Genomic DNA, 12,729 nt, shown 5'->3' on the forward strand with positions numbered 1-12,729 from the left:
AAACTATGACCAGCGCAGACAAGAACAATCCGGATACCAGCACTGCCCAGGGATCCTCTGCAGACCTCGGTGTGACCGTTCCCAAGGGCTTTAGCGCCGCTGCCGTGACCGCGGGGATCAAGCCCTCCGGCAAGTCGGATATGGCTCTGATCCGCAACGATGGGCCGGATGACATCGCCGCCGCCATGTTCACCCGCAATCAGGTCACCGCCGCTCCGGTTCGTTATACCAAGGCAAATAACGACGGCACTTTCCGCGCCGTTGTTGTGAACTCTGGCAACGCCAACGCCTGCAACGGAGCCCAGGGCGACAAGGATGCGCGCGCTACCGCAGAGAAGGCCGCCGAGTTGCTGGGGTGCCAACCCGGAGATGTTGCCGTGTGTTCCACCGGCCTGATCGGCGACGTGCTGCCGATGGATAAGGTGCTTTCCGGCGTCGACGAGCTCGCCGGCAAGCTCGACCAGTCCATCGCCGCCGGCAACGATGCTGCCCGCGCCATCATGACCACCGACCTCGTTGCTAAGGAAGCCGTCTACCACGGCGAAGGCTGGTCCATCGGCGCCATGGGCAAGGGCGTCGGGATGATGGCCCCGTCGCTGGCTACGATGCTCGTGTTTATTACTACGGACGCCCACCTTCCCAGCGCCGACATGGCCCACGAGGCCCTGGCGGGCGCCACCCCGACCACCTTCGACTGCATCGACATCGACGGTGCGACCTCCACCAACGACACTGTGCTGCTAATGGCCTCCGGCGCTTCCGGCATTACCCCGGACGCGGAAGAATTCAACGCTGCGATCCACCAAGTGTGCCTCGATATTGCGATGCAACTGCAGGCGGACGCTGAGGGCGTCACAAAGAGAGTGTCCATTACCGTCGGCGGCGCAGAAACGGACGCAGACGCACAAACCGCAGCGCGCGTCATCGGCCGCGACAACCTGTTTAAGTGCGCGATGTTCGGCTCCGACCCGAACTGGGGCCGCGTGCTGGCTGCCGTGGGCATGGCGCCGGTGAAGATGAACCCGGAGGCCATCAGTGTGTCCTTCAATGGCCATCCGGTGTGCATCAACTCCACGGGCGCCCCCGGTGCTCGCACCGTGGATCTCTCGGGCGCAGACATTGCCGTCGAGGTGGACCTCGGAGTGGGCGAGGGGCGTGCGACGGTGTGGACGACCGACCTGTCGTACTCCTACGTGGAGATCAACTCGGAGTACTCCACCTAAGACTCTTGAGCCACCAGAGCCGCCTGAACCACCCCGCACAACGGACCAACCAGGAAAACCCCAGATGAACCCCAAACACACCCCCATCGATACCACCGGGCTGACCCCCGAGCTGCGCAGCCATGTGCTGGCCGAAGCCCTGCCGTGGCTTCTGCACTACCGCGACAAGATCGTGGTGGTGAAGTACGGCGGCAACGCGATGATCGACGAAGAGCTGAAGCGCGCTTTCGCCGCCGACATGGTCTTCCTGCGTGCCATCGGTGCTCGCCCGGTCGTGGTGCACGGCGGCGGACCCCAGATCAACGAGATGCTGAAGACCGTCGGACTGGAAGGCGAGTTCAAGGGCGGCTTCCGTGTGACCACACCGGAGGTGATGGAGTACGTCCGCATGGTGCTATTCGGCAAGGTCGGCCGCGAGCTGGTCGGGCTGATCAACGAGCACGGCCCCTATGCCGTCGGTGCCTCGGGCGAGGATGCCGGCCTGTTTACCGCCTCCAAGCGCATGATCACCGTCGATGGGGAAGAGGTCGACTTGGGTCGGGTGGGGCAGATCGAGCACGTTGACGCCGAAAGCCTGATCGACCTCATCGACGCCGGCCGCATCCCCGTCGTCTCCACGGTCGCACCGGATGACCAGGGGCGGATCTACAACATCAACGCAGACACCGCCGCCGGTGCGCTGGCAGGTGCCCTGGGCGCCGAGAGGCTCGTGATGCTCACCAATGTCAAGGGCTTGTACACCGACTGGCCAAACAAGGAATCGCTGGTATCCAGCCTGACCCCGGAGCAGCTTTCCGATCTGCTGCCCAACCTCGATTCCGGCATGGTGCCCAAGATGGAGGCCTGCCTGGACGCGCTGCGCAGTGGCGTGCAGGCCGCGCACGTTATCGACGGCCGTATTCCGCACTCCGTAATCTTGGAGCTGATGACCACCGGCGGTATCGGCACCATGATCTGCCCCGCGGGCTGGGAAGACATTGCCAGCCCCGACATCAACTATCGGGAGGACCTCCCATGACCCAGAACCTAGAGAACGCAACCAACGACTGGCAGGGCCACTGGAACGCCGCGCTGTTCGAAACCTACGGCACCCCGCCGCGCGAGCTGGTTTCTGGCCGTGGCACCATCGTCACCGACGCAGAAGGCAACGAGTACCTCGACCTGCTGTCCGGCATCGCCGTGAATGCTCTGGGGCACGCTCACCCTGCCATTGTTGACGCCGTGACGAATCAGATCGCCACGCTCAGCCACACGTCTAACCTCTTCGCCCACCCGCAGGTGATCAAACTCGCCGAGCGGCTGAAAGGCCTGCTGGGGGTGCAGAGTGGGGAGGCAGCCGAGGCGATGGCCGGTGCCCGCGTGTTCTTCTCCAACTCCGGCGCCGAGGCCAACGAGGCCGCCTTCAAGATCGCCCGTGCCACCGGTAAGACCAAGATCCTGGCCGCCGAGCGTGGCTTCCACGGCCGCACCATGGGTGCCCTCGCTCTGACCGGCCAGCCGGATAAGCAGGAGGCCTTCAAGCCCCTGCCCGGCGGCGTGGAGTACTACCCCTACGGCGACATCAAAGCCCTGCGGGAGATGGCAGACGACGACACTGCCGCGATCTTCCTGGAGTCCATCCAGGGCGAAACCGGCGTGATCCCCGCCCCGGACGGCTTCCTCGCCGCCGTGCGGGAGTTGTGTGATGCCCACGACATCCTCATGGTCGTTGACGAGGTACAGGCCGGCATGGGGCGCACCGGCCAGTGGTTCGGATTCCAGCACGAGGCCGGGGTGCTGCCGGACGTCATCACTATGGCCAAGGGACTGGGCGGTGGCCTGCCGATCGGCGCCACCCTCGCCCTGCCGAAGGCACAGCTGCTGGCCAAGGGGATGCACGGAACCACCTTCGGCGGAAACCCCGTCGTCTGCGCGGCCGCGAACGCCGTCATCGACACGATCGAAGCCGAGGACCTTCTGGCAAACGTCGCCACCCAGTCGCAGGCAATCCGCGATGGCCTGGCCGATCACCCCAGCGTGCAGACCATCCGTGGCCGCGGGCTCATGCTGGGCATCGTTCTGGATGCGCCCCTTAACCTGGATCCACTGGACTACGGGCTGATCATCAACAAGCCCCAGCCCGATGTGATCCGCCTGGTTCCGCCGCTGAATATCTCGGCGGATGAGGTGCAGCGGGGCGTCACAAAGATTAGGCAGATGCTGGACGACAACCGCGCGCAGAACCAGTAACCACAGAAAGAACGGAAGACACCACATGACAAACCTGCACCTGCAGAAAAAGGGGCCGCTGCGCCACATGCTGGCCGACGACGACCTCACCCCGGAAGAGCAAGCCGAAGTGCTGGCGCTGGCCGAGGAACTGAAGGACAACCGCTACGGCAACGGCTACCGCAACCTGCTAGAGCGCCGCTCCGTCGCCGTGCTGTTCGACAAGACCTCTACGCGCACGCGCTTTTCTTTTGACGCCGGCATCACCGAGTTGGGTGGCAACGCCATCGTCGTGGACAGTGGAAGTTCGCAGATGGGGAAGGGAGAGACCTTCCAGGACACCGGCGCGGTCCTGTCCCGCTACGTCACTGCGATCGTCTGGCGCACCGGCGCGCACGACAACCTCCACCAGATGGCAGAGACCGCGGGCGTACCGATCGTCAACTCCCTATCCGATGATTTCCACCCCTGCCAGATCCTCGCGGACCTGGTGACCATCAAGGAGCACAAGGGCGAGCTCAAGGGGTTGAACGCTGTGTACTTCGGCGACGGCGCGAACAACATGGCCAACAGCTACATGTTGGGCTTCGCCACGGCGGGAGTGAACATCACTATCGCCGCGCCAGAGGGTTTCCAACCGGAGGCGAAGTTCGTGGAGCGCGCCCAGCAGCGCGCCGAGCTGACCGGTGCGACTGTGACCGTCACCGACAAGGTGGACGCCACGGGGGCGGACGTGGTGATTACCGACACCTGGCTGTCCATGGGGCAGGATGCCTCCGAAGACCGCAGCGCGCTGCGGGCCTACCAGGTGGACGAGAAGCTGATGGGCACCGCCAAAGACGATGCAATCTTCCTGCACTGTCTGCCGGCCTATCGCGGAAATGAGGTGACGCCGGAGGTCATCGACGGCCCGCAGTCGGTGGTTTTCGATGAGGCTGAAAACCGCCTGCACGCACAGAAGGCACTGTTGGTATGGCTTCTTCGCTGACTCGCACAGCCCGGCAGGACATGATCGGGCGGATCATTGGTGCCGAGAAAGTTGGCAGCCAGCGAGAGCTGCTGGAAATCCTGGTGAACCGCGGCATCGACGTCACCCAGGCCACCTTGTCCCGCGACCTGGTGGACCTCGGCGCGAAGAAGGTGCGCGTGGGCGGGGAGGTTTATTACTCCCTGTCCGACGACGTGCGCGTGGACGGCCCGGATAAGCTGCGGCGCGTCCTGGCCGAGTTGCTGGTCGACCACGACCACTCCGGGAACATCGCTGTCCTGCGCACCCCACCCGGTGCCGCGCAGTACCTGGCCAGCATCCTGGACCGCTCGGACGTAAACCGAGTGGTAGCCACCATCGCCGGTGATGACACGGTTTTCGTCCTGGCGCGAGAGCCGCTCAACGGCAAGGAGCTGGGGGAGTACTTCTTCCAGCTGGCACATAGCTAAAATCAAATAACGGATACAACAACTAGAACGCAAGAAGAGTTTCGAAGGGAAGCTTAGAAGAATGAAGGATCGCGTAGTACTCGCATACTCCGGCGGGCTGGATACCACCGTGGCCATCAGCTGGATCGCCAAGGAGCGCAACGCAGAGGTCGTCTGCGTCTCCATCGACCTGGGTCAGGGCGGCGAGGACATGGAGACCGTCCGCCAGCGCGCCCTCGGCGCCGGTGCCGTGGAGTCCATCGTTGTGGACGCCCGCGACGAGTTCGCCAACGACTACTGCCTGCCGACCATCAAGGCCAACGGCATGTACATGAAGGAGTACCCGCTGGTCTCCGCGATCTCCCGCCCGCTGATCGTCAAGCACATGGCGGATGCAGCCAAGGAGCACGGCGGAACCGCCGTCGCCCACGGCTGCACCGGCAAGGGCAATGACCAGGTGCGTTTCGAGGTTGGTTTTGCCAATACTGCCCCGGACCTGGAGATCATCGCCCCGGTCCGCGACTACGCCTGGACCCGTGAAAAGGCCATCGCCTTCGCCGAGGAAAACGGCATCCCGATCGAGCAGTCCAAGTCCTCCCCGTTCTCCATCGACCAAAACGTGTGGGGCCGCGCCGTGGAGACCGGCTTCCTGGAGGATCTGTGGAACGCCCCGACCAAGGACGTCTACGCATACACCGAGGACCCGGGCCTGGGCCAGGCTCCGGACGAGGTCATCATCTCCTTCGAGTCCGGCGTGCCAGTGGCCATCGACGGTAAGAAGGTCACTGTCCTGGAGGCCATTGAGGAGCTGAACCGCCGCGCAGGTGCGCAGGGCGTCGGCCGCCTGGACATGGTTGAGGACCGCCTGGTGGGCATCAAGTCCCGCGAGATCTACGAGGCTCCGGGCGCTATCACCCTGATCCGTGCCCACGAGGCCCTTGAGGCCGTCACCGTCGAGCGCGAGCTGGCCCGCTACAAGCGCGGCATCGACGCAGAGTGGTCTAACCAGGTCTACGACGGCCTGTGGTTCAGCCCGCTGAAGCGCTCCCTGGATGCGTTCATCGATTCCACCCAGGCGCACGTCACCGGCGACATCCGCCTGGTGCTGCACGCGGGCTCCATCACCGTCAACGGCCGCCGCTCCGGCAAGTCCCTGTACGACTTCAACCTGGCTACCTACGACGAGGGCGACTCCTTCGACCAGTCCATGGCCCGCGGCTTCGTGGAGCTGCACGGCCTGTCCTCCAAGATCGCCGCTAAGCGCGACCTGGCTAACTAGGCACTGGCACCCCGTAATACACCCCTTCCCGGTGGGGAGTCCCGTTCGCTGGGGCTGCCCGCCGTTGGTTTCTTTAAGACCGACATTCTTTTACGACGTCACTCACGGAGAGGAATCCTTTCAATGGCAGATCACGGTGCGTCCAACCCCGGCTCGCTGGACAAGCACGGCACGAACGAGGGCGCGCTCTGGGGCGGTCGCTTTTCCGGTGGCCCCTCGGAGGCTATGTTTGCGCTGTCCGTATCCACCCATTTCGACTGGGTCCTCGCCCCCTATGACGTGCTCGCATCGAAGGCACACGCCAAGGTGCTGAACAAGGCCGGTCTGCTCTCGGACGCCGACCTGGAGACCATGTTGGGTGGGCTGGACCAGCTGGGTCGGGATGTCGCGGACGGTTCCTTAGTCCCAGCATCCTCCGACGAGGACGTCCACGGTGCGATGGAGCGCGGCCTGATCGACCGCGTCGGCCCGGAGGTCGGCGGTCGCCTACGTGCGGGGCGTTCCCGCAACGACCAGGTGGCTGCGATGTTCCGCATGTGGATCCGTGACGCGATCCGCGACATTGCCGTCCAGGTCACGCAGCTAATCGACGCGCTGTCTGAACAAGCGAAGGCGCACCCGGATGCGATTATGCCGGGTAAGACGCACTCCCAGGCTGCCCAGCCGATCCTGTTGGCTCACTCGCTGCTAGCTCACGCTCAGCCGCTACTGCGTGATATCCAGCGTCTGCAGGACTTGGATAAGCGCCTGGCTGTCTCGCCATATGGTTCGGGCGCGCTGGCTGGTTCCTCCCTGAAGTTGGATCCAGAGGCCATTGCGGAAGAACTCGGTTTCGACTCCGCGGCGGATAATTCCCTGGACGGAACCTCCTCCCGCGACTTCGCCTCCGAGACAGCCTTCGTCCTCGCCCAGATCGCGGTGGACATGTCCCGCCTGGCTGAGGAGATCATTTACTGGTGCACCCCGGAGTACGGCTACGTCACGCTCTCGGATTCCTGGTCCACCGGTTCCTCGATCATGCCGCAGAAGAAGAACCCGGACGTGCCTGAGCTCGTACGCGGCAAGACGGGCCGCCTGATCGGTAACCTCTCTGGACTGATGGCCACCCTGAAGGGTCTGCCGCTGGCTTATAACCGCGACCTGCAGGAGGACAAGGAGCCGATTGTCGACTCGGTGGCTCAACTCAACTTGCTGCTGCCGGCAATGACGGGTCTGGTGTCTACTCTGACTTTCCACGAGAACCGCATGCGCGAACTGGCCCCGGCGGGCTTTACACTTGCGACGGATTTGGCGGAATGGATGGTGCGCCAAGGAGTGCCGTTCCGTGAGGCCCACGAGGCCTCGGGCTCCTGCGTGCGTATCGCGGAGTCCCGCGGTGTGGACCTTATCGACCTCACCGACGAGGAGCTGGCCTCTGTGGACTCCCGCCTCACCCCGGAGGTTCGCGAGGTGCTCACTATCGACGGCGCGGTGGCGTCCCGGTCGACGCGCGGCGGCACCGCCGGTGTGCGGGTAGCCGAGCAGCGGGAGCGCGTTGAAAAGCTCTCCGGCGAATTGCGCGGGTGGGCGGAAACGCCGGTCCGCGGCTAAGGAAAGAGCTTGCGGGGGTTAGCCCCGCACCCCTCCGGGCAGGTTGTGCAGCGTGATTCCATACTCGCTAGCAACCTGCCTATATTTTTCAACGAAGTGTTGGCTGCGCACCCCCGAGGCGCAGTAGACCACCGCTTCGGTGCCCTCGTGGCGGGCGAAGGCCTCGGCCACTGCGGGGGAGGCCACGTCCAGGGTGCCTGCGGGATCCGCGAGCGCGGACATCGCGAGGTGCTCGTCGGCGCCTTGCTCGCCGATGAAGCTCGGCTGGGCGAGGAGCGTTTCGTGGTACTCGCGGACGTCCACCGTGAAGGCCTTGCCGGTGCGGACGAGCTCGTGCAGAGCGGCGTTACCCGGTGCCTTCGCCGGGTGGGAGCCTGGGTCCTGGTCTGGCGTGGTGTGCGAGGCCTCCGGGGGCTGGACTGCGCAGGCGGTAATGGAGGCTGCGGCGTTGTCGTTGGGGGACAGGGCCACGACTGGCTGGCGGCTCGGGTCGGGGGCGATGCGGAAGCTCTGGGTGCGCGCGGTCAGCGCGTCGTAGCTCACAACCGTGCCGAGCAGCGGCTGGCCGACCCCGGTGACCCACTTGATGGCCTCGGTGGCCGCCAGCGCGCCCATCACCGCGGTGGTCGCGCCCAACACCCCGGCGCTCGCGCAGTCGGGGATCGAATCCCCGCTTGGCTTCTCTGGGAACAGATCCCGCAGACCGATGCCGCGCTCACCGCTGGCGGTGGAGTTGAACACCGAGATCTGCCCGGCGAAGCGCAGCACTGTGGTCCAGACCAGGGGAGTGCCGGAGATTTCGGCGGCGTCGGCCACCAGAAACTTCGTGTCGAAGTTATCGGAGCCGTCGATGACCAGATCGACCTGCTGGAAAGCCTCGACGATATTATTCGCGTCCAGGCGGTAGCGGTGTGCTTCGACCCGGATATCCGGCTGGATGCGCTTCAGCGCATCGGTGGCCGCATCAACCTTTGCCCGGCCGACGTCCTCGGCCGAGAACAGGATCTGGCGGTGCAGGTTCGTCACATCCACCGTGTCGTCGTCGTAGAGCACGATCGTGCCCACCCCGGCCGAAGCCAGGGATTGCATCGCGGGGCAACCTAGCCCGCCTGCTCCGACGACGAGCACGCGGGCGTCGTGCAGCCGCTGCTGCTCGGTGGGTCCGAAGCCAGGCAGGTTCAGGTGGCGGGCGGTGCGCCGCTGCTCCCGGTAAGGAAGGGAGACGAAGTCCCCGGCGGGGAAGGCCTGATCGGTTCCCGCTGTGCGCGGGGAAGAAGTGTGTGAGCTTCCAGCCACGCTTAGAGCACCTCCTCAGCCCAGTCCTCGTCCCAGGAGGCCAGGCCCTCGAAGCTGGAGCTGGCCAGCGCGCCCTGCGCGTGGGTGCGCTTCGGGATGCGACCCGCCGCAGCGGCCAGGCGCCCGGCCTCGACCGCGTGCCTCATGGCGGTGGCCATGGCGACCGGGTCCTGGCAGCGGTTGACAGCGCTAGCGAGCAGCACACCGCTGCAGCCGAGCTCCATGGCGAGCGCCGCGTCCGATGTGGTGCCCACCCCGGCGTCCAGCAGCACCGGGACGGAGGCGCGGGCGCAGATCAGCTCGATATTGTGCGGGTTGAGGATCCCTAGCCCCGTGCCGATCGGGGAGCCCAGCGGCATCACGGCTGCCGCACCGGCGTCCTCCAGTCGCTTGGCGACCACGGGGTCGTCGCTGGTGTAGGCCAGCACCTCGAAGCCGTTGGCGACCAGCATTTCGCAGGTGTCTACCAGCTCCACCACGTCGGGCAGCAGGGTGCGGTCGTCGGCGATGAGCTCCAGCTTCACCCAGTTGGTGCCCAGCGCCTCGCGGGCGAGCTGGGCGGTGAGGATCGCGTCCTTGGCGGTCCGGCAGCCCGCGGTATTCGGCAGGACGTCGATGCCCAGGCGGTTCAACAGCCCGAAGACGCTCTCGCCTCCCGCAGCGCCGTTCGAGGCTCCAGCGGTGCTAGGGGTGTTGCCTGCCCGGAAGCGGCGCATTGCCACGGTGGTCAGCTGGGTGCCGCTGGCCACCAGCGCCTTCTCGAGCAGCGTCTGGCTGGTTGCCCCGCCGGTACCCATGATCAGGTGCGAGTCGAACTTCTTACCTGCGATTTCAAGCATCTATGCCTTCTTCTCCTTCTGCGTCTACTAGTGCCGTCGTTCCGGGTCATCGTGGCTCGTTAAAGCCGATGAAGCCGGAAGCGGTAGCCCTAACCGCCCTGGACCGCGACGAGGATGTCGATCTCGTCGCCGTCGGACACCTCGCGGGTGTCCCACTGGCTGCGTGGCACGACCGCCTGGTTCAGCGCGATCGCGATGCCCGTGGCATCCTTTTCGCCGGTCTCGTTGGCAACGACCTTGGCGATCGTGAGTCCCGCCTTGCCCTGGCGCTCTTCCTGGTTCACCGTGTAGTTCATTCTCAGCGTCCTCTCGCTCGTCTTGTTACGGGCGTTCTCTTGGCCCATTATCTCCCAGTCGCGTGCCACTGGCTCAGTGCGTCTCGGTCGCGAAGCGCTCCCAGCGGCAAGCGTCGAGGCTCACCCCGGCCGCCTCTGCGGCCTCACCCAACGCCACATCACCATCGCCAGCGCTGAGCCCCAGGTGTGCCGTCACCTTAGCGCCGAGTGCAGACAACAGAATGCCGTGCCGGAAGTATCCCGCCGAGATCACCACATTCCCGCTGGTCTTGCCGATCAGGGGTAGGTCGTCGGGAGTGCCTGGGCGCTCCCCGGCAAGCGCCTCGATGAATTCGCAGTCCTCGATGCCCGGCACCACGCGGATGGCGTCGCGCAGCAGGGTGTAGACCCCGTCGGCAGCGGGTGCCCGCCGTTCGTCCTCCCGTGTCGTTGCGCCCACGGCGATCGTGCCGTCGGTGCGGGGGATGACGTAGATCGGTCGGTACTCGAAGAAACCCCGGATCACGCGCTCCACCGGGGCGGGCCGGCCTTCAGCCACCCCGAGGCGAATCAGGTCCCCGCGCACGGGCCGCACCGGCAGGGCAGGGGCGCCGTCGAGTTTTGCTGCTCCGACGCCGTTGCAGACGTAGACGCTCCCGCTCACGTCCACTGCCGTGCCGTCGGCGAGGTGTACCGCGGTGCACCCGCTGTCCGGTCCTGCGTTACGGTGGTCGGCCTCAGAACCCGCCGCTTCGCTGCCGTGCACCAGCCCGGTCGCTTCTTGCTCCACGAAGGTTACGCCCTTCTTTTTCAGGACGTCGACGGCCGCCGCGCAGTACAACCGGGGGTTGACTTGATGGTCGCCGGGGATCTCCACGGATCCGGCGAGCTGCGGGTGCAGCCCAGGCTCAAGCTTGCGGGCTTGACGCACGGGCAGCCGGGTGGCCGTCATCCCGTGGGCGTGCTGGTGCTCCAGCAATTCGGCGAGGTGGGTGGCGTCGGCGCGGTCAGCAGCGACCACGAGCGTGGACTCCTCCCGATAACCGGTGGGAAGGTCCGTGTCTGACTCCACGGCTTCGCGCAGCGCCGGCCACAGCTCGGCGGCGCGGATCATCAGGGGGTAGAGCTCCTCCTGCCCGTACTGCACCTCGGCGACGGGGGCGAGCATGCCACCCGCCACCCAGGAGGCACCGCTGATCGGGGCTGGGTCGATGATCGCGATATCGGTCGCGGGTACCCCGGCACGGGTCAGCTCCACGGCGGTGCTGAGACCGATGATCCCGGCGCCGATGATCACATGCTCGTAGCTGCTCAAGGTCTTGTTCTTTCTAGTGGCGCGCTTGCGTCACGAATTGGATGGGCTGCGGAACTGCAGCCCATGGTCTGCGGTATTGATTCTCGGATAACGGGCAAGGTGTGCGACCGCCTCATGTGCGGTTGAGGTAGCCGGTTCGGATCTGCCAGCTGCGCAGCAGCGCGGCGGCAACTGCGATGCCGGTCAGGACGGCGAAGGGCAGCGACGGGCCAACCCGCGGCTCCAGCACTTGCATCAGGGGCGGTAGGGCGAAGCCCACGTAGGTTGCGACGTAGTAGGCCCCGAGGATGCGGCCGCGGTGGGAGGCCGGGGAGTAGGCGTTGACGTCCAGCAGCCCGTCGCGCAGGCACAGGCCATAGCCGAGCCCGAGCAGAACGGTGGCCAGGAAGAAGAGCGGCAGCGAGGGGGCCTCGCCACCGAGGGTGGCGACGAGGAAGCCGGCTCCTGCGCACAGGATCCCGACGACCCCGGAGCGCGGACCCCAGGCCCAGCGGCGCCCCGCCGTCTGGATCGCCAGACCCGCGCCAAAACCAACCGCGGCCGCGACCCCCGGCAGGAACACCCCGGTCTCGAAGTACTCGGCCACCCGCGCGGCGAGCCCCACGAAGGCGGTGGTGATCGCCGCGAAAACCCACATCGCCACCGGCACCGAGGTCGCCAGCGCCTTGCGGGGCGAGGCGCTCGGATCAACCTGCGGATCCTTCGCCACAGCTAGGATCCGGCGGGGCATGTCACCAGTGCGCAGCGAGAACACCACGGCCACGAGCGAGGCGATGATGCTCAGCATGAAGGGCAGCCAGAGCGGGGAGAACGCGAACTCTGCGAGCCCGGAGATCGCCGGCCCCAGCGCGAAGCCAGAGGTGAGGACGATGCCGGCGAGCGTCGAACCTGCGGCCCCATTCAGCCGCGCCGCCCACGCGGTACCCGCACTGACCACCAGCCCCACGCCCAGCCCCACGACGAAGCGGCCGCTGAGCAGCCCAGGAGCCCCGTGGAAGAGCATCAGGATGGTGTTGCCAACCACCGCGATCAGCGAGCCCGCCAACGCCACCAGCCGTCCGCCAAAGCGGTCGGCCAGCGCACCCCCGATGAGGAGGCTCGGCACCAAACCCAGCGCATAGATCCCGTACGCGCCGTTGACCAGCAGTGGCGATAAGTTGAGCTGCTCCCGCAGCGCCACGAGTACGGACGCGAAGTGATTCGCCGACCATCCCGCGGTGAGCAGGAGGGCGGCGACGCTGATAAAAACTCTCCGTGTGCTTGTTCCGGGTGTGCTCATAGACCCTAT

Annotated in this window: 12 protein-coding genes; 7 read left to right on the plus strand and 5 right to left on the minus strand. The window is 65.9% G+C overall.

Translation table 11 applies throughout. The features are described from left to right. Positions 1-5 precede the first annotated feature (5 nt). The 7 genes from argJ (at position 6) to argH (ending at position 7,716) form a co-directional block, all read left to right on the plus strand. Entirely contained in the window at positions 6-1,223 is a 1,218-nt protein-coding gene (gene argJ, locus CJEIK_RS04450) for a bifunctional glutamate N-acetyltransferase/amino-acid acetyltransferase ArgJ (protein WP_005295719.1), read from the plus strand. A gap of 64 nt (positions 1,224-1,287) precedes the next feature. Continuing rightward, on the plus strand, positions 1,288-2,241 hold the full coding sequence (gene argB, locus CJEIK_RS04455; protein WP_005295718.1) for an acetylglutamate kinase: 954 nt from the start codon (positions 1,288-1,290) through the stop codon (positions 2,239-2,241). Next, complete coding sequence (locus CJEIK_RS04460) at positions 2,238-3,452, plus strand: acetylornithine transaminase (RefSeq protein ID WP_005295715.1); 1,215 nt, start codon at positions 2,238-2,240, stop codon at positions 3,450-3,452. Before argB ends, CJEIK_RS04460 begins: the two co-directional genes overlap by 4 nt. A gap of 25 nt (positions 3,453-3,477) precedes the next feature. Then, positions 3,478-4,419, plus strand: a complete 942-nt coding sequence (gene argF, locus CJEIK_RS04465; protein ID WP_005295714.1) for an ornithine carbamoyltransferase — start codon at positions 3,478-3,480, stop codon at positions 4,417-4,419. After that, positions 4,404-4,868 (plus strand): arginine repressor, encoded by a 465-nt coding sequence (gene argR / locus CJEIK_RS04470; protein WP_034965132.1) that lies wholly within the window; start codon positions 4,404-4,406, stop codon positions 4,866-4,868. Before argF ends, argR begins: the two co-directional genes overlap by 16 nt. Positions 4,869-4,929: 61 nt before the next feature. Continuing rightward, the gene (locus CJEIK_RS04475) at positions 4,930-6,126 is read left to right on the plus strand and encodes an argininosuccinate synthase (RefSeq protein WP_005295710.1); all 1,197 of its coding nucleotides are present in this window, start codon (positions 4,930-4,932) and stop codon (positions 6,124-6,126) included. A gap of 156 nt (positions 6,127-6,282) precedes the next feature. After that, positions 6,283-7,716 carry an argininosuccinate lyase gene (gene argH / locus CJEIK_RS04480; RefSeq protein ID WP_211205008.1) on the plus strand — a complete coding sequence of 478 codons (1,434 nt, stop codon included), beginning with the start codon at positions 6,283-6,285 and terminating at the stop codon, positions 7,714-7,716. Between the two features lie 18 nt (positions 7,717-7,734). Here the strand turns inward: argH and CJEIK_RS04485 are convergent, their stop codons facing one another. The 5 genes from CJEIK_RS04485 to CJEIK_RS04505 form a co-directional block, all read right to left on the minus strand. Continuing rightward, positions 7,735-9,012 carry a ThiF family adenylyltransferase gene (locus tag CJEIK_RS04485; RefSeq protein WP_005295706.1) on the minus strand — a complete coding sequence of 426 codons (1,278 nt, stop codon included), beginning with the start codon at positions 9,010-9,012 and terminating at the stop codon, positions 7,735-7,737. Positions 9,013-9,014: 2 nt separating this feature from the next. Further along, positions 9,015-9,851, minus strand: a complete 837-nt coding sequence (locus CJEIK_RS04490) for a thiazole synthase (protein ID WP_011273448.1) — start codon at positions 9,849-9,851, stop codon at positions 9,015-9,017. Between the two features lie 89 nt (positions 9,852-9,940). Next, on the minus strand, positions 9,941-10,147 hold the full coding sequence (gene thiS, locus CJEIK_RS04495; RefSeq protein ID WP_011273449.1) for a sulfur carrier protein ThiS: 207 nt from the start codon (positions 10,145-10,147) through the stop codon (positions 9,941-9,943). Positions 10,148-10,220: 73 nt separating this feature from the next. After that, the gene (gene thiO, locus CJEIK_RS04500) at positions 10,221-11,441 is read right to left on the minus strand and encodes a glycine oxidase ThiO (protein WP_005295700.1); all 1,221 of its coding nucleotides are present in this window, start codon (positions 11,439-11,441) and stop codon (positions 10,221-10,223) included. A 112-nt stretch (positions 11,442-11,553) separates the two neighbouring features. After that, the gene (locus CJEIK_RS04505; RefSeq protein ID WP_005295696.1) at positions 11,554-12,720 is read right to left on the minus strand and encodes an MFS transporter; all 1,167 of its coding nucleotides are present in this window, start codon (positions 12,718-12,720) and stop codon (positions 11,554-11,556) included. Positions 12,721-12,729 lie beyond the last annotated feature (9 nt).

The organism is Corynebacterium jeikeium (genome assembly GCF_028609885.1).
In the GTDB taxonomy this organism is placed as follows: Bacteria; Actinomycetota; Actinomycetes; order Mycobacteriales; family Mycobacteriaceae; genus Corynebacterium; species Corynebacterium jeikeium.

Excerpts from the sequence above, each read along its gene's own strand:
- CJEIK_RS04505 (WP_005295696.1), bottom strand. The coding sequence starts at position 12,720 with ATGAGCACACCCGGAACAAGCACACGGAGAGTTTTTATCAGCGTCGCC.
- CJEIK_RS04490 (WP_011273448.1), bottom strand. The coding sequence starts at position 9,851 with ATGCTTGAAATCGCAGGTAAGAAGTTCGACTCGCACCTGATCATGGGT.
- argJ (WP_005295719.1), top strand. The coding sequence starts at position 6 with ATGACCAGCGCAGACAAGAACAATCCGGATACCAGCACTGCCCAGGGA.
- argF (WP_005295714.1), top strand. The coding sequence starts at position 3,478 with ATGACAAACCTGCACCTGCAGAAAAAGGGGCCGCTGCGCCACATGCTG.
- thiS (WP_011273449.1), bottom strand. The coding sequence starts at position 10,147 with ATGAACTACACGGTGAACCAGGAAGAGCGCCAGGGCAAGGCGGGACTC.
- argB (WP_005295718.1), top strand. The coding sequence starts at position 1,288 with ATGAACCCCAAACACACCCCCATCGATACCACCGGGCTGACCCCCGAG.
- CJEIK_RS04460 (WP_005295715.1), top strand. The coding sequence starts at position 2,238 with ATGACCCAGAACCTAGAGAACGCAACCAACGACTGGCAGGGCCACTGG.
- argR (WP_034965132.1), top strand. The coding sequence starts at position 4,404 with ATGGCTTCTTCGCTGACTCGCACAGCCCGGCAGGACATGATCGGGCGG.
- CJEIK_RS04475 (WP_005295710.1), top strand. The coding sequence starts at position 4,930 with ATGAAGGATCGCGTAGTACTCGCATACTCCGGCGGGCTGGATACCACC.